The sequence below is a fragment of the Pseudomonas sp. GW456-12-10-14-LB2 genome (genome assembly GCF_002884345.1).
Lineage (GTDB): Bacteria > Pseudomonadota > Gammaproteobacteria > Pseudomonadales > Pseudomonadaceae > Aquipseudomonas > Aquipseudomonas paraglycinae.
This window is the reverse complement of sequence record NZ_POHV01000050.1, coordinates 21,114-37,426: the sequence shown is the minus strand read 5'-3', so window position 1 is coordinate 37,426 and position 16,313 is coordinate 21,114. Positions and strand designations below refer to the sequence as shown.

The following is a 16,313-nucleotide window of genomic DNA, read 5'->3' as shown; positions in this document are numbered from 1 at the left end:
CTGTAGGGAAGTGGGATGCGAAGGCTGAAGCGTTGTGGGCATTTTTTGCATCGCTGGTACTCGGGTTGTTGGCCTGTTGCCTGTCAGCGAATGGCAAGTTACATGGTTGGTTGCGCAGCAGAAACGTCACGAAACAATCTTCCTACCCCGGTCAATGGTTCAGCGCATTTGCGAAATATGATCGCGTTATCACCCTGCATTTGGATGATGAAAGGCGCGTTCTAGGGTGGCCGGTTGACTGGCCACCCGAGTCAACCAGCGGGCAGTTTGTGATGCAGTATCCCTGCTGGATCAACGAGGATGGAACGGAGGTGCCTATTAGTGCGGAATTTTTGTTGATAGATTCCACAAGGGTTAAATGGGTTGAATTCAGCCCTGTATCAGAGGGTTCATCATGACCGCCAGGGCATCACAACCAATACCGCCACATATAAAGCGTCTTTTTGTAGGGCCGGACGGAAAGCGGCTGGAGAAACCATTGATCGAGGCATCAAAGGCACCTCCTCCGCCGAAGTACCCTCCATATCCTCATACCCATTCCTAGCCCCATCCATCCTTCACCGCCCGGCGAATGCCCTCCAGCAACATCGCAAACGCCGGGTTGTCGTTGTTCTCCCGCCAGATCAGATGCAGCTCGCTCTGCACCCCTTCGCCCAGATCGATCTCGCGAAATACCACATTCCTGAACACCACACTGGTCGCGCAACGCGGCACCAGCGCCAGCCCCATGCCCGCGTTGACCAGCGCCAGAATCGTCAGCGAAGACCCCAGCCACTGCACGTAATCCGGCGCGACCCGGGCCGAACGCAGCATGCCGGTCAGCAATTCGTTGAACGGCGGATAGGCGGCGTGGGAATACATCAGGAACGGCTGCCCATCCAGATCCTTCACTGAAACGTCGTCAGCCTCGGCCAGTCGATGGCCGCTCGGCACCGCCAGCACAAACGGCTCGCGCACCAGGCATTCGGTGGCGTAGCCCGGTTCCAGCAACGGCGCGCGGACGATGCCCAGATCGATGCGTCGGGCGCGCAGGGCCTCGTGTTGCTGATAGGTGTTCATTTCGGTCAGGTCGATCTTCACCTGCGGCTGCTTGAGGCGCGCCTCGGCGATGACCTTGGGCAAGAACTCGTACACCGCGCTGCCGACAAAACTGATGTTCACCGAACCGATATCACCCTCGGCAAAACGTCGGGCGGTGACGGCGGCCTGTTGCGCGCGCTCAAGCAGATTCTGCGCCTCGATGAAGAACGCTCGGCCGGCGGCTGTGAGGGCCACGCTGCGTGTACTACGAGTGAAGAGCTCAACGCCCAGATGATGCTCCAGCAACTGGATCTGCCGGCTCAGTGGCGGCTGGGTCATGTTCAACCGCTCGGCAGCGCGACGAAAGTTGAGTTCGGTGGCGACAGTGGTAAAGCAGCGCAGTTGAGTGAGTTCGAACATTGATCTAATCCAGGTATCAATCGAATGCCAAGTTAGATTAGACGGGATCAATTGCCCCGTCCATGATCGTTCTACGCCTCAAAGGCCACCGCTATCCCTACAAAAACAAAGATCGGGAGTTGCCCCTTGAATACCCTCCAGAGTCCGCCGGACATCACGGTACTCGCCCGCGCCGCCGCCAAGGTCAAGCGCCATGTGCTGCCGTTGTTCGTGGTGATGTTCATCGTCAACTACATCGACCGGGTCAACATCGGCTTCGTGCGCAGCCATCTGGAAACCGATCTGGGTATTGGCGCCGCTGCCTATGGCCTTGGCGCCGGTCTGTTTTTCATTGGTTACGCCTTGTTTGAAGTGCCGTCCAACATGCTTCTGCAACGCTACGGTGCCCGCGCCTGGCTGACGCGGATCATGTTCACCTGGGGCGCAGCGGCGATGGCCATGGCGTTCGTCAAAGGCGAAACCAGTTTCTACGTGCTGCGCTTCATCCTGGGCGCTGCCGAAGCCGGGTTCTTCCCGGGGATCATTTATTACTTCACCCAATGGTTGCCGGCCTCTGAGCGTGGCAAGACCATGGCGGTGTTTCTCAGCGGTTCTGCAATCGCGTCGGTAATTTCCGGCCCGGTATCCGGCGCGCTGTTACACATCAGCGGCCTGGGCATGCACGGCTGGCAGTGGATGTTCCTGATAGAAGGCGCCGCGTCGGTAGTGCTCTGCGGGTTTGTCTGGTTCTGGCTGCAATCCCATCCGCGCCAGGCCAAGTGGCTGAGCGAAGAGGAGCGCGAGGCGCTGGTGGCCGCGATCGCCGAGGAGCAGCGTGCCCGCGAAGCAACCCGCGTCGCCAAACCTTCGATGTTCAAACTGTTGGCTGACCGGCAGATCGCGCTGTTCTGCTTCATCTACTTCTCTATCGCCTTGACCATCTATGGCGCCACTTTCTGGCTGCCGAGCATGATCAAGAAAATGGGCAACCTCGGCGACTTCCAGGTCGGACTGCTCAACTCGGTGCCGTGGATCATTTCCATCGTCGCGATGTACGGCTTTGCGGCGCTGGCCGGCAAGTGGAAATTCCAGCAGGCGTGGGTCGCGCTGACTCTGGTGATCGCCGCGTTCGGCATGTTCATGTCCACCACCGGGGGGCCGATTTTCGCCTTCGTCGCCATCTGTTTTGCGGCCATCGGCTTCAAGGCTGCTTCGGCACTGTTCTGGCCGATTCCGCAAAGCTATCTCGATGCGCGTATCGCAGCGGCGGTGATCGCGCTGATCAACTCCATCGGCAACCTCGGCGGCTTCGTTGCGCCGACCGCGTTCGGTTTTCTGGAACAGACCACCGGCTCTATCGAGGGCGGTCTGTATGGCCTGGCCGCGACTTCGCTGATAGCGGCGGTAGTGATTTTCTTCGCCCGCATGGCGCCCGGCGCCAAAGGCAAAACCCCGGCAAAGCCTGAACCCGAAACCGCCGTTGCGCCGACGGCCAACCCGGTGGCGAGCCACTGATTCCGACTCAACAGGAGCGTCATTTTGAAAATCACTCGCGTCACCGTCACTCCGATCGCTTTCCGTGATCCGCCGCTGCTCAACGCCAGTGGCATCCACGAACCGTTCGCCCTGCGTTCCATCATCGAGATCGAGAGCGACAACGGTTACATCGGTCTCGGCGAAAGCTATGGCGATGCCCCGGCGCTGGCGATTCAGCAACAGTTGCAATCGCAGTTGATCGGCCTCGATCCGTTCAACCTCAGTCAGCTGCGTCGCATCGTTCAGGCCACGGTCGCTGCCAACAAACCAACCAGTCTGGCGGGTGCCGAACTGGCGCCCGGTTCCCACGCCAGCAAGGCCGTCAGTAACGCGTATTCGGCATTCGAAGTGGCGTTTCTCGACTTGCAGGCGCGCTATTTGAATGTGCCGTTGGTGGACCTGCTGGGCGGGGCGGTGCGTGATGAAGTGCCGTTCAGCGCCTACCTGTTTTTCAAGTATGCGCAGCACGTTGATTCACCGTACAAACCGGACAACTGGGGCGAGGCGCTGAACGAACAGCAGATCGTCGCCCAGGCCGCGCGAATGATCGAGGCTTATGGCTTCAAGAGCATCAAGCTCAAGGCCGGCACGCTGCCGCCGGAGCACGAAGTGGCGTGCATCAAGGCGCTGAAAAAGGCCTTTCCCGGTTATCCGCTGCGCATCGATCCCAACGGCAACTGGTCGCTGGAAACCTCGATCCGCATGGCCGAGTTGCTGGGTGATGACCTGCAGTATTACGAAGACCCGACCCCGGGCCTCGAAGGGATGGCCGAACTGCACAAACGCACCGGGCTGCCGCTGGCGACCAACATGGTGGTCACCGATTTCGACGAATTCCGCCGTAGCGTCGCGTTGAACAGCGTGCAGATTGTCCTCGCCGATCACCATTACTGGGGCGGCCTGCGCGACACCCAGACGCTGGCGAAAATGTGCGATACCTTCGGCCTCGGCGTGTCGATGCACTCCAATTCACACCTGGGCATCAGCCTGATGGCGATGGCTCACGTGGCGGCGGCGGTGCCGAATCTGGATTACGCGTGCGACACCCATTATCCGTGGCAGGAGCCGGATGAAGAGGTGATCAAGGGCGGCAAGCTGCCGATCGTCGATGGCTGCGTGAAGATCACGCGTGCACCGGGCCTGGGGCTGGAACTGGATCACGATCAACTGGGCAAGCTGCATGACCAGTACCTGACCTGCGGCATTCGCCAGCGCGATGATGTACGGCAGATGCAGCGCTACAAGCCGGACTGGAAAGCAGTTAAGCCGCGATTTTGAGTGAGCAAAACCAGAGGGCGCCAAACGGCGCCCTCTGTTGTTTCAGAGCGTACGCATCAACCAGTCGCGAAACGCCTTCAGCGACGCCAGCGACTCATTGCGCGCCGGGTACACCAGGTAATAGCTGCGCCGGCTGCTGATCGGCTCGCCGAGTTGCAGCAGCTCGCCGTTGTGCAACTCATCCTCCACCAGAATTCTCGGCACCAGGCCGATGCCGATATTGGCGCGTACGGCCTGGATCAAGTGCGAGGTCATCTCGAAACTCGGCCCGATGCGCATGCTGCGATGGGGCAGGGCGTGATGACTGAACCACTCGGACCAGGCCTGAGCGTTGCTGCTGACGTTGAGCAGCAGTTGCCCGGCGATATCCTTGTCGGCAGTGAGACGTTCGGTATCGGACAACTGCGTGCTGGCGATCACCACCAATTCTTCAGTGTGCAGGCGGTGGGCGGTCAGCCCCGGCCAGTCACCGCCGCCGACGCAAATCGCCGCGTCGATTTCGCTGGTGTCGAAGTCGATCGTTTCGATGCGTGAATGCAGGTGCACGGTCATGCCCGGGTGCGCGGTGTAGAAGTCCTTCAAGCGCGGCAGCAGCCATTTGGAGCCGAAGGTCGGCAGGGTCGCCAGGCGCAAACTGTGGATGCCCGAGCCAAACGCCATGGCCTTCAACGTCGCGCTGCGAATCTGGCCGAGGGCTTCGGACAGTTCGCGTTGGTACATGCGCCCGACGTCGGTAAGGATCACCCGCCGGCCTTCGCGGCTGAACAGGCGCATGCCGAGCATCTTTTCCAGAATCTGCACCTGACGACTGACCGCGCTCTGGGTCAGCGACAGTTCGTGGGCGGCGCGGGTGTAGCTTTCATGGCGTGCGGCGGCTTCAAACGCCAGCAGCAACGACATCGAGGGAGTGAGGGTTCGCGGATTCATTCGTTTTAGTCATGGATTGCGGGTCGATTTTACGGTTGTCCCGGCGTCGCTCTGCAATGAACATAAGGCCTATGAGATGGCGGGAGCGTGACGCAATCATTCATTGCGCACAACTGTTCACCGCCACACGGCCCGTTTTTGACCGAGATTGCCCTCCCGATGATTGCCCAGCTGTCGCCTTCCACCGCGCTGAACACCGATTACCAACAGTTTCTCAAAGCCCTTGAAACCGGCGGTTTTCGCGGCGAAATCAGTGCCGACTACGCCAGCCGCGTGGTGCTGGCCACTGACAACTCGATCTACCAGCGCTTGCCGCAAGCGGCGGTATTCCCGCGTGACGCCGACGACGTGGCGCTGCTGGCGCGCCTGATCGCCGAACCGGCGTACCAGAAAGTGGTGATCACGCCTCGCGGCGGCGGCACCGGTACCAACGGCCAGTCGTTGACCGATGGCATCGTCGTCGACTTGTCGCGGCACATGAACCGCATCCTCGAAATCAACGTTGAACAGCGTTGGGTGCGGGTGCAGGCCGGTGTGGTGAAGGACCAACTGAACGCCGCCCTGAAATCCGCCGGGCTGTTTTTCGCCCCGGAACTGTCGACCTCCAACCGCGCTACGGTCGGCGGCATGATCAACACCGACGCCAGCGGCCAGGGCAGTTGCACCTACGGCAAGACCCGCGACCACGTGCTGGAACTGCACATGGTCCTGCGGGGTGGCGAGCGCTTGCACGGTCGCCCGCTGGAAGAAAGCGAGCTGACAGCGGAGTGTGCTCGCGAGGGCCGGGCCGGTGAGGTGTATCGCTGTGCGCGGCAGATCATTGATGAGCAGGGCGAGCTGATCCGGGAAACCTTCCCCGATCTCAATCGCTGCCTGACCGGCTACGACCTGGCGCACCTGCGCGAGGCCGACAACCGTTTCAACCTCAACAGCGTGCTGTGCGGCGCCGAGGGTTCGCTGGGGTTTGTGGTCGAGGCCAAACTCAACGTATTGCCGATCCCCAAGCACACGATGCTGGTGAACATTCGCTACGCCGGCTTCATGGATGCCTTGCGCGATGCCCGGGCGCTGATGGCGCTCAAGCCGCTGTCGATTGAAACCGTCGACTCCAAAGTGCTGTTGCTGGCGATGCAGGACATCGTCTGGCATGGCGTCGCCGAGTACTTTCCGGAAAGCGCCGAGCGGCCGACGCTGGGGATCAACCTGGTGGAGTTCTGCGGTGACGATCCCGAGGAGCTGCAAGGTCGGGTCGAGGCCTTCGTCCGGCACCTGGGCACTGACGCCACAGTCGAGCGCCTGGGCCATACGCTGGCTGTCGGTCATGCAGCGGTGAATCGCGTTTATGGCATGCGCAAACGCGCAGTGGGTCTGCTCGGCAACGTCGCCGGTGAAGCGCGGCCACAGCCGTTTGTCGAAGACACCGCCGTGCCACCGCAACACCTGGCCGAGTACATCGCCGAACTGCGCGACCTGCTCGACAGCCATAAGCTGCAATACGGCATGTTTGGCCACGTCGATGCCGGCGTGCTGCACGTACGGCCGATTCTCGACATGAAAGACCCACAACAAGCCGCACTGGTGCGCCCGGTGTCGGACGGCGTCGCCGCGTTGACCCAGCGTTACGGCGGCCTGCTGTGGGGTGAGCACGGCAAGGGCCTGCGTTCGGAATATGCGCCGGCCTTCTTCGGTGAGTTGTACCCGGCGCTGCAAGCCTTGAAGGCGGCGTTCGATCCGTTCAACCAGTTCAATCCGGGCAAGATCGCCACGCCGAACATTCCCGGCGCGGCATTGCTGAAGATCGACGAAGTGACCCTGCGCGGCGAACTCGATCGGCAGATCGACGAAAAAGTCTGGCAGGACTACGGCGCGGCCATGCACTGCAACGGCAACGGCGCCTGCTACAACTTTGATCCCGACGACGCCATGTGCCCGTCGTGGAAAGCCACCCGCCAGCGTGCGCAATCGCCGAAGGGCCGCGCTTCGCTGATTCGCGAATGGCTGCGTTTGCAGGGCGAGGCGGGTGTCGACGTGTTGGCCGATGCCAGTCGCCGTCCGCCGTTTTTCAGCACGTTGCTGCAGCGCTGGCGCAACAGCCGTGCGCAGGAACAGGACTTCTCCCACGAGGTGTACGACGCCATGGCCGGCTGCCTGGCGTGCAAGTCCTGCGCGGGGCAGTGCCCGGTGAAGGTCAACGTGCCGGACTTCCGCTCGCGTTTCCTGGAGCTGTATCACACACGTTATCTGCGGCCGGCGCGGGATTATCTGATTGCTTCGCTGGAGTACACGATTCCGTACATGGCGCGGATTCCGTTTCTCTATAACGGCTTGATGGGCGCCTCGTTCAGTCGTCGCTTGATCGAGCGTCTTGGCGGCATGGTCGATGTGCCATTGCTTAGCCGTTTCGATTTCCATGCGGCGATGCGTCGCTGGCAGGTTCAGCCTGCGTCGGTCGACGTGTTGTCGACGCTGACCCAAGCGCAACGCGAACGCAGCGTGGTGCTGGTGCAGGATGCGTTCACAAGGTATTTCGAGGCGCCGCTGCTGGCGGATCTGATCGAGTTGATTTCGCGTCTCGGCTATCAGGTCTACCTGGCACCGTTCAGTGCCAACGGCAAGCCGCTGCACGTGCAGGGTTTCCTGTCGGCGTTCAATCGCGCGGCGTTGCGCAATGCCGGGCAGTTGCGCGTGCTGGCCGAGATCGGGGTGCCGCTGGTGGGGCTCGATCCGGCGATGACCCTGGTCTATCGCCAGGAATATCTGAAAGTGCCGGGGATGGAGAAATGCCCGGAGGTGGCGCTGGTGCAGGAGTGGTTGCTCAAGGTCATGCCGGAGCAGGCCGATCAGCGCCGCGAGGACACCTTCCGCCTGCTGGCGCATTGCACCGAGAAAACCAACGCCCCGGCCGCCACCCGGCAATGGGAGCAGGTGTTCGAACGTGTCGGCCTGAATCTGGCGACCCAGGCCACCGGGTGCTGTGGGATGTCCGGTACTTACGGACACGAAGCGCGCAATCGCCAGACCTCGGCAGTGATCTACGAGCAATCCTGGGCGAAGCAGATCGAGGCGCCGGTGGAGAAGGGCGAGGCGCTGGCCACCGGGTATTCCTGCCGCAGTCAGGTCAAGCGCCAGGCCGATCAACAGCTGCGCCATCCGTTGCAGGTCGTGCTGGAAACCCTGCGCACAGCGTGATCGCCGTTTGAGAATCGCTAGCGATTGGATCGGCTTTTCATGTTATAAGGTAACGCAAATTATGCGACCGCTTTCGGGTGGTCGCATCGATCAACCTTTCGATTGCGATACCTCCATGACGATTGCGGTTCCCCGTTCTGCCCCCTTGGCGACTGGCCGGTTGCTGTCCATTGATGCGCTGCGTGGCCTGGTGATTCTCTTCATGTTGCTGGACCACGTGCGCGAAACTTTCCTGCTGCATCGTCAGGTCAGCGACCCGATGGACATCGCCAGCACGGAACCGGCGCTGTTCTTCAGCCGCACCCTGGCGCATCTGTGCGCGCCGGTGTTCGTGCTGCTGACCGGGTTGTCGGCGTGGCTGTTCGGCGAGAAGTACGACGGCAAGGCTGACGTCAGTGCCTTCCTGTTCAAGCGCGGTTTGTTTCTGGTGGCGCTCGAATTCACCCTGGTGAATTTCGCCTGGACGTTCCAGCTGCCGCCGACCGTGATCTACCTGCAAGTGATCTGGGCGATCGGCCTGAGCATGATCGCGCTGTCGCTGCTGGTCTGGCTGCCACGCTGGCTGCTGCTGACGTTGAGCGTTGCGATCATCGCCGGGCACAACCTGCTCGACGGACTGCACTTCGCAACCGAGTCGGCACTGCACGTGCCATGGGCAATCCTGCATGACCGCGGTTGGATCGAGGCCGGCGAGACTTTGCGTCTGCGCACCTCGTACCCGTTGTTGCCGTGGATCGGCGTGATCGGGCTGGGTTACGCGCTGGGGCCGTGGTTCGCTCGCGCAGCCGATGCCGGCGTGCGCCAGCGCCGTTTGTTGATCGGTGGTGTCGCCGGGTTGCTGGGCTTTGTCGGACTACGACTGGTCAACGGTTACGGCGAGAAACCCTGGGCTTTCGGTGACAGCGGTGTGCAAACCCTGATGAGCTTTTTCAACATCACCAAATACCCGCCGTCGCTGTTGTTCATCACGTTGACGTTGAGTGTCGGGCTACTGCTGTTGCTGGTATTCGAACGCGCGCAGGATCGACGCTGGATTCGCTGGCTGACGGTGTTCGGCTCGGCGCCGATGTTTTTCTACCTGCTGCACCTGTATGCGCTGAAGGTGCTGTACCTGATTGGCGTGGCGCTGTTCGGGCTCAATCAGGGCACCTATTTCGGTTTCTCGTCGGTGACGGCGGTGTGGCTGGCGGCGATGGTGCTGGCGGTCGCTTTGTTCCCGGCCGTGCGCTGGTTTTCGGCACTGAAGGCCCGACGCCGTGACATCGCCTGGTTGAAGTATCTGTAGAACGGCTCAGCTCGTTTTGCCCTCGCGGGCATTGCGGGCGAAGTCGATAAACGCCTTGAGCGGCGCCGGTATATGGCGTCGGCTCGGGTAGTACAGGTGCAGGCCGGGATAGTACGGACACCAGTCCGCCAGCACCTGCACCAGCCGTCCGCTCGCCAAGTGCTCGCGAGCCATGTCCTCGAACACATACGCCAGTCCCAAGCCCTGCAACGCCGGGCCGATCATCAGGCTGACATCGCCCAGGGTCAGGGGGCCGTTGACCTCGACTTCCTGTTCTATACCACCCCGTTCGAATTCCCAGCGGTACATCGAGCCGCTCGGGAACCGATGTCGGATGCAGGGAAGGGCATGCAAATCTTCAGGTTTCTGTGGCGCGGGATGTCGTTCGAAAAAGCCGGGCGAGCCGACCACCACTGAACGCAGATTCGGTCCGATGGGCATCGACACCATGTCAGCTTCCAGCCGGTTGCCGAAGCGTACACCTGCATCGAATCCGGAGGCGACGATATCCAGCAGCGCATCGCTCTCGACTACTTCCAGACGAATATCCGGGTAAATCTTCAGAAACTCGCTGGCTATAGACAGCAGCACCAGCTCGCACGCCTGGCGCCCGGAGGTAATGCGCAGATTGCCCGAGGGCTTGTCGCGAAAGTGATTGAGGTCTTCAAGCGCATCTTCGATATCGCGAAACGCCGGTTTCAGCCGCGCATACAACCGCTCGCCCGCCTCGGTCAGAGCCACGCTGCGGGTGGTGCGATTGAACAGGCGCACGCCGAGGCGATTTTCCAGCGCTCGCAATGAATGGCTCAGCGCCGACGGCGTCAGGCCCAGATCCACCGCCGCACGGCTGAAATTCAGGTGCTGGGCAATGCAGAGAAAGATCGACAGATCCGTCGTGGACGGGTTTTTCATTTGTGAGCGCCTTTCACAAAGTCATGCAAATTTGTTGGGATTATCACATCAGTAGCACGGCTTTAAAGTCGACTCAACTCATCAAGAAGGCCCCGGCAATCTCGCCAGGGTCACCGACAGGAGGAGTTGATATGCGTACCTGGCTGATTACCGGAGCTTCCCGTGGTTTTGGCACCCTTATCGCTGAACAGGCCCTGCGTGCCGGTGACGCGGTGATTGCCACCGCCCGCAACCCGCAAGACATCACCGACCGCCTCGGCGATCACCCGAACCTGCTGGCCGTAAGGCTGGACGTCACCCGCGAAGAGGAAGCCCACCAAGCGGTGGCAGCAGGCATCAAGCGCTTCGGCCGCATCGACGTGCTGATCAACAATGCCGGCTTCGGCGTGTTGGGCGCCGTCGAAGAAACCAGCGCCAGCGAAACCGAGCGCCTGTTCGCCACCAACGTGTTCGGCCTGCTCAACGTCACCCGCGCCGTCCTGCCACACATGCGCGCCCAGCGCAGTGGACGGGTCATCAACATCTCGTCGATTGGCGGTTATCAGGCCTACGTGGGCTGGGGTGTCTACGGCTCGACCAAGTTCGCAGTGGAAGGCATCAGCGAAGCGCTGCATCAGGAACTGGCGCCGCTGGGCATTCATGCCACGGTGGTCGAACCGGGCTTCTTCCGCACCGACTTCCTCGACGAACAATCGCTGATCAAGACCGCGCTGGTGCTGCCGGACTATGACGAAACCGTCGGCAAGATGCGCACGTTTGCCGAAGCGGCCAACCATGCACAACCGGGCGATCCGCTGAAGTTTGCCGAAGCGATGCTGGCGCTGGTCAACGCGCCGAACCCGCCGCAGCGGCTGGCGCTGGGCAGCGACACGATCGCGCGGATCGAAGCGAAGAACCGTTTGGTGGCGCAGGAGTTGGCCGAGTGGAATGAGCTGGCGCTGTCCACGGATTTCAAGGACTGACCTAGCCCCTCGTTGAAGCTATCGCAGGCTGCGCTCTATTGATCGCAGCCTGATTTTCTTTTCATTGGATGAAATCATGACAAACGTCTCCCAACACCAAGGCACGCGCGACAAGCTGCTGATCCTCGCGGCCATTTGCCTGTCGGCGCTGGTCCTTCCGTTAAGTTTTACCGGTGGCGCGGTGGCGACGCCGGCCATCGGCCGTGACCTGGGCGGCAGCCCTGTGGCGCTGACCTGGATCACCAATGCGTTCATGTTGTCGTTCGGCAGTCTGCTGATGGCGGCGGGGGCGTTGGCCGATGTCTATGGACGCAAGCGCCTGTTCACCGCCGGCATGCTGTTGTTCACCGCAGCGTCGATTGCCCAGAGCCTGGCGCCTTCGGTGTTCTGGCTGGATGTGTTGCGGGCGATTCAGGGCGTGGCCGGTGCGGCGGCGCTGGCCAGTGGTTCGGCGGCGTTGGCGCAGGAATTCGAAGGCCATGCGCGCACCCGTGCGTACAGCATGCTCGGCACCACGTTTGGTATCGGTCTCGCGTTCGGCCCGTTGGTGGCCGGAGCGTTGATCGAGGCGTTCAACTGGCGCGCGATCTTTGTGTTCACCGCGCCGATTGGTGTGATCGCGATGGTCTTCGGCCTGCCGCGCATGCGTGAAACCCGCGACCCCGACGCCAGCGGTCTCGACTGGGCGGGTACCGTGACGTTCAGCTCGATGCTGGCGCTGTTCACGTTCGGAGTGATCCAGGCGCCCGAAAGCGGTTGGGGCAGTCCGTTAGTGGTCGGTCTGTTGGGTGCTTCGGCGTTGTTGCTGGCGCTGTTCGTCTTCATCGAAATGCGCGTCAAACGTCCAATGCTCGATCTGACGCTGTTCCGCTTTCCGCGCTTCGTCGGCGTGCAGATGCTGCCGATCGGCACCTGCTATTGCTACATCGTGCTGGTGGTCATGCTGCCGCTGCGCTTTATCGGTGTCGAAGGCTTGAGTGAAATCGATGCCGGCCTGCTGTTGCTGGCGCTGTCGGCGCCGATGCTGGTGGTGCCGATGCTGGCGGCGTCCATGACCCGGTTTGTCTCGGCCGGCATCCTGTCGGGCGTGGGCTTCCTGATTGCCGCCGTGGGGCTGCACTGGCTGAGTCTGTACAACGTCGGCGAGCCGAAATTTGCGCTGGTGGTGCCGATGGTATTGATCGGGATCGGCGCGGGTCTGCCGTGGGGCTTGATGGATGGACTGTCGGTCAGCGTGGTGCCGAAAGAGCGCGCCGGTATGGCGGCCGGGATATTCAACACGGTGCGGGTGGCGGGTGAGGGGATTGCGTTGGCCAGCGTCGCGGCGATTCTTGCTTCGCTGCTACACACGGATCTCCAAGCAGTGGCCGGCGGTGCAGACGCAGCGCTGATTGCCGAGACCGCGCACCGGGTGACCACTGGCGACATGGCCCATGCGATCAACACAGTTCCGGGGTTGGCTAACGAACGGCTGGTGCAGGGTTACGCCTCGGCGTTCCAGTATCTACTGCACATCCTGACGATCATCACCCTGGTGTCGGCGGCTGTGGTGCTGGGGCTATTAAGCAAAGATCGGACGGTGTCGGAACCCCAACAGGCTGCGGCATAAATGAAAAAGCCCGGAAGCGCAAAACGCTTCCGGGCTTTTTTCATTGGATCAACGGCGATCCAGCCACACCGTCTGCGCATTGCAGAACTCGCGCACGCCGAAGTGCGACAGCTCACGGCCGAAACCGCTTTTCTTCACGCCGCCGAAGGTCACGCGCGGGTCGCTGGCGGAGTAGCCGTTGATGAACACGCCACCGGTTTCCAGTTCGCTGGTCAGTTGCTGGGCCAGGGCGACGTTGGCGGTGTAGATCGTGGCAGTCAGGCCGAACTCGCTGTCGTTGGCCAGGGCCACGGCATGGGCGCAGTCGCGGGCGGTGATGATCGAGGCCACCGGGCCGAACAGCTCCTGTTTGAACGAGGTCATGCGGTCGGTGACGTCGGCCAGTACGGTCGGCTCGTAGTAGTTGCCCGGTCCTTGGACTTTGCCGCCGCCGAGCAGCAGGGTGGCGCCTTCTTCCAGGGTGTCGCGCACTTGTTGATCCAGTTCGTCGCGCAGGTCGAAACGAGCCATCGGGCCGATGTAGTTGTCGGCGGACAACGGATCGCCCATCTTCAACTGGCGCGTGGCTTCGACGAATTTGCGGGTGAATTCTTCGACTACGCCTTCTTCGATGATCAGACGTTTGGCGGCGGCGCAGACCTGGCCGGAGTTCTGATAACGACCGATCACTGCTGCTTGCACGGCTTCGTCGATATCGGCGTCGTTGAGCACGATGAACGGATCGGAACCGCCGAGTTCCAGCACGCATTTCTTCAGCGCGGCACCGGCCTGTGCGCCGATGGCCATGCCGGCGCGGACGCTGCCGGTCAGGGTCACGGCAGCAATGCGCGGATCAGCAATGGCGGTGGAAACGCCTTCCGGGGTGACGTTGATCACTTCAAACACGCCATCGGCGAAACCGGCGCGGGTGAAGGCGTCGCGCAACAGATAGGCGCTGCCCATCACGTTCGGTGCATGCTTGAGTACGTAGGTGTTGCCGGCGATCAGCGCCGGGACGGCGCCGCGCAGCACTTGCCAGATCGGAAAGTTCCACGGCATCACGGCGAGGATCGGGCCGAGCGGACGGTATTCGATGCGCGCCTTGCCGCCTTCGACCAGCGTCGCTTCGGCGTTGAGCATGGCCGGGCCGTGTTCGGCATACCACTCGCAGAGCTTGGCGCATTTCTCGATTTCACCACGGGCCTGGGCGATCGGTTTGCCCATTTCCTGGGTGATCATGGTCGCCATGGCTTCGCTGCTGTCACGCAGCGCGCCGGCCAGCGCAGTCAGGGCGCGGGAGCGATCCTGCAGCGGTTTGCGTTTCCACTTGTTGAAGCCGAAGGCGGCGCGGGTCAGCGCAGCGTCGAGGGCTTCGGCGGATTCGAAAGCGTAATGACCGATCTGCTCGCCGGTGGCGGGATTGATCGAGATAGCGTGGGTCTGGCTGGAAATCGGGCTCATGGCATCGTCCTGCGAGGTCAGTGGATGCGCTCAGAGTAGGGTGGCGTTTGGTTTCTGGAAACTGAATAATAAAGAGCGTTTCTTTCACGATTGGAGAATTACTGTGGATCTGGTGCAACTGGAAATTTTCAAGGCTGTTGCCGAGCACGGCAGCATCAGCGCGGCGGCGGCGCAGATCCATCGCGTGCCGTCGAACCTGACGACCCGCATCAAACAGTTGGAGGAAGATCTGGGCGTCGACCTGTTCATCCGTGAGAAAAGCCGCTTGCGCCTGTCGCCGGCCGGCTGGAGTTTTCTCGAGTACGCACGGCGCATTCTTGACCTGGTCCAGGAAGCGCGCGCCACGGTGGCCGGGGAGGAACCGCAAGGGGCGTTCCCGCTGGGCTCCCTGGAAAGCACGGCGGCGGTGCGGATTCCCGGTTTGCTGGCAACCTATAACCAGCAACACCCGAAGGTCGATCTGGACCTGTCGACCGGGCCGTCCGGGACGATGATCGACGGTGTGCTCTCCGGACGCCTGGCGGCTGCGTTCGTCGACGGCCCGGTTCTGCATCCGGCGCTGGAGGGCATCCCGGCGTTCGAAGAAGAAATGGTCATCATCTCGCCACTGCATCACGGGCCGATCCAGCGCGCGGCGGACGTGAACGGCGAGAACATCTATGCGTTCCGCTCGAACTGCTCCTATCGCCATCACTTCGAAAAATGGTTCAGCACCGATGCTGCCGTGCCCGGCAAGATTTTTGAAATGGAGTCTTATCACGGCATGCTCGCCTGCGTCAGTGCCGGCGCCGGCCTGGCCCTGATGCCGCGCAGCATGCTGCAAAGCATGCCCGGCTGCGCGACGGTCAGCGTATGGCCGCTGGCGTCGGATTTTCGCTATCTGACGACGTGGCTGGTATGGCGGCGGGGTACGGTTTCGCGCAGTCTGAGCATGTTTGTGCGCTTGCTGGAAGAGCGCGGTGTGGTGCGCGCAGAAGAGAATTGACACGTTGTGTCATGGTTGTATCTTAGGCGTCCTGTTTCGCAATATAAAAAACTATACAGCGCAAGCGATTAGCCAGAAGGAATCAGCGATGACCACAGCCCTGAGCGGAAAAGAAGCGGTAGGTGAGCGTTTTGTGCTGGATACCATGCGCCACGCCCAGCAGTTGACCTGGAAGGCCGTGGACGAGATTGCCAAGGTGATCAAACCGGGGATGCGCGAGTCGGAAGCCCATGCACGGGGCAAGAGAATTCTCGTTGAACTGGGCATGGACCGGATCTGGCATCCGCTGTTGATCCGCTTCGGCGCCAACACGCTGAAGACCTTCAAGGCGCGTTCCGACGGCGATCCGATTCTGGGTGAGAACGACATTTTCTTCATCGACATGGGCGTGGTCTGGGAAGGCCATGAAGGCGATGCCGGGGCGACGTTCGTCACCGGTTCCGATCCGCAAATGATCGCTTGTGCGGCGGCCTCCAAAGAACTCTTCGACAAGGTCGAAGCCTTCTGGCGTCAGGGCGTGACCGGTGTCGGGCTGTACCGTTACGCCACCGATCAGGCCGAGGCGATGGGCTGGAAACTGAACCTGGACATCAAGGGCCACCGGGTCAGCGATTTCCCTCACGCGATCTATCGCGGCGGCAATCTTGGTGACTTCGACCAGGCTCCGAATGCCGGTGTGTGGATTCTGGAAATCCAGATCGAACACCCTGAGCTTCCGTACGGTGCTTTCTATGAAGACCTGCTCATTTGATTGAAAAGCTTGCCCGGTTC

At 61.5% G+C, this 16,313-nt stretch carries 13 protein-coding genes; 9 read left to right on the top strand and 4 right to left on the bottom strand.

Translation table 11 applies throughout. The annotated features are described in order from the left end of the window. The coding region (locus C1X29_RS29540) for a DUF6338 family protein (RefSeq protein ID WP_102718676.1) at positions 1–398 on the top strand (398 nt) is incomplete at its 5' end. Between the two features lie 142 nt (positions 399–540). Here C1X29_RS29540 and C1X29_RS25710 read toward each other — a convergent pair. After that, positions 541–1,440 carry a LysR substrate-binding domain-containing protein gene (locus tag C1X29_RS25710; protein ID WP_064379392.1) on the bottom strand — a complete coding sequence of 300 codons (900 nt, stop codon included), beginning with the start codon at positions 1,438–1,440 and terminating at the stop codon, positions 541–543. A 126-nt stretch (positions 1,441–1,566) separates the two neighbouring features. Between C1X29_RS25710 and C1X29_RS25705 the strand changes: the two genes are divergently transcribed. Both C1X29_RS25705 and C1X29_RS25700 read left to right on the top strand, forming a co-directional pair. Continuing rightward, positions 1,567–2,934 (top strand): MFS transporter, encoded by a 1,368-nt coding sequence (locus C1X29_RS25705; RefSeq protein ID WP_102718675.1) that lies wholly within the window; start codon positions 1,567–1,569, stop codon positions 2,932–2,934. A 24-nt stretch (positions 2,935–2,958) separates the two neighbouring features. Continuing rightward, the gene (locus C1X29_RS25700) at positions 2,959–4,233 is read left to right on the top strand and encodes a glucarate dehydratase family protein (protein ID WP_102718674.1); all 1,275 of its coding nucleotides are present in this window, start codon (positions 2,959–2,961) and stop codon (positions 4,231–4,233) included. 42 nt (positions 4,234–4,275) lie between these two features. On the opposite strand, the gene C1X29_RS25695 is transcribed toward C1X29_RS25700, so the two are convergent. Next, positions 4,276–5,160: a LysR substrate-binding domain-containing protein gene (locus C1X29_RS25695; protein ID WP_102718673.1), complete on the bottom strand. Its 885-nt coding sequence runs from the start codon at positions 5,158–5,160 to the stop codon at positions 4,276–4,278. Between the two features lie 159 nt (positions 5,161–5,319). Between C1X29_RS25695 and C1X29_RS25690 the strand changes: the two genes are divergently transcribed. Continuing rightward, complete coding sequence (locus C1X29_RS25690; RefSeq protein WP_102718678.1) at positions 5,320–8,349, top strand: FAD-binding and (Fe-S)-binding domain-containing protein; 3,030 nt, start codon at positions 5,320–5,322, stop codon at positions 8,347–8,349. 115 nt (positions 8,350–8,464) lie between these two features. Next, entirely contained in the window at positions 8,465–9,634 is a 1,170-nt protein-coding gene (locus tag C1X29_RS25685) for a DUF1624 domain-containing protein (RefSeq protein WP_102718677.1), read from the top strand. A gap of 6 nt (positions 9,635–9,640) precedes the next feature. Here the strand turns inward: C1X29_RS25685 and C1X29_RS25680 are convergent, their stop codons facing one another. Next, on the bottom strand, positions 9,641–10,546 hold the full coding sequence (locus C1X29_RS25680) for a LysR family transcriptional regulator (RefSeq protein ID WP_102718672.1): 906 nt from the start codon (positions 10,544–10,546) through the stop codon (positions 9,641–9,643). A gap of 131 nt (positions 10,547–10,677) precedes the next feature. On the opposite strand from C1X29_RS25680, the gene C1X29_RS25675 reads away from it, so the two are divergent. Next, the gene (locus tag C1X29_RS25675) at positions 10,678–11,508 is read left to right on the top strand and encodes an oxidoreductase (protein WP_102687088.1); all 831 of its coding nucleotides are present in this window, start codon (positions 10,678–10,680) and stop codon (positions 11,506–11,508) included. 76 nt (positions 11,509–11,584) lie between these two features. Beyond that, complete coding sequence (locus C1X29_RS25670; RefSeq protein WP_102718671.1) at positions 11,585–13,117, top strand: MFS transporter; 1,533 nt, start codon at positions 11,585–11,587, stop codon at positions 13,115–13,117. A 48-nt stretch (positions 13,118–13,165) separates the two neighbouring features. Here the strand turns inward: C1X29_RS25670 and C1X29_RS25665 are convergent, their stop codons facing one another. Then, entirely contained in the window at positions 13,166–14,557 is a 1,392-nt protein-coding gene (locus C1X29_RS25665) for an aldehyde dehydrogenase family protein (protein ID WP_102718670.1), read from the bottom strand. A 103-nt stretch (positions 14,558–14,660) separates the two neighbouring features. Between C1X29_RS25665 and C1X29_RS25660 the strand changes: the two genes are divergently transcribed. Beyond that, a complete protein-coding gene (locus C1X29_RS25660) occupies positions 14,661–15,542 on the top strand; it encodes a LysR family transcriptional regulator (RefSeq protein ID WP_007950470.1) in 882 nt (293 codons plus the stop codon). 88 nt (positions 15,543–15,630) lie between these two features. Next, entirely contained in the window at positions 15,631–16,293 is a 663-nt protein-coding gene (locus C1X29_RS25655) for a M24 family metallopeptidase (RefSeq protein ID WP_102687091.1), read from the top strand. Positions 16,294–16,313: the final 20 nt, after the last annotated feature.

What these genes read in the sequence shown, in the direction of transcription:
- C1X29_RS25665 (WP_102718670.1), bottom strand. Translation starts at nt 14,557, where the DNA reads ATGAGCCCGATTTCCAGCCAGACCCACGCTATCTCGATCAATCCCGCC.
- C1X29_RS25685 (WP_102718677.1), top strand. Translation starts at nt 8,465, where the DNA reads ATGACGATTGCGGTTCCCCGTTCTGCCCCCTTGGCGACTGGCCGGTTG.
- C1X29_RS25690 (WP_102718678.1), top strand. Translation starts at nt 5,320, where the DNA reads ATGATTGCCCAGCTGTCGCCTTCCACCGCGCTGAACACCGATTACCAA.
- C1X29_RS25675 (WP_102687088.1), top strand. Translation starts at nt 10,678, where the DNA reads ATGCGTACCTGGCTGATTACCGGAGCTTCCCGTGGTTTTGGCACCCTT.
- C1X29_RS25680 (WP_102718672.1), bottom strand. Translation starts at nt 10,546, where the DNA reads ATGAAAAACCCGTCCACGACGGATCTGTCGATCTTTCTCTGCATTGCC.
- C1X29_RS25695 (WP_102718673.1), bottom strand. Translation starts at nt 5,160, where the DNA reads ATGAATCCGCGAACCCTCACTCCCTCGATGTCGTTGCTGCTGGCGTTT.
- C1X29_RS25670 (WP_102718671.1), top strand. Translation starts at nt 11,585, where the DNA reads ATGACAAACGTCTCCCAACACCAAGGCACGCGCGACAAGCTGCTGATC.
- C1X29_RS25710 (WP_064379392.1), bottom strand. Translation starts at nt 1,440, where the DNA reads ATGTTCGAACTCACTCAACTGCGCTGCTTTACCACTGTCGCCACCGAA.
- C1X29_RS25655 (WP_102687091.1), top strand. Translation starts at nt 15,631, where the DNA reads ATGACCACAGCCCTGAGCGGAAAAGAAGCGGTAGGTGAGCGTTTTGTG.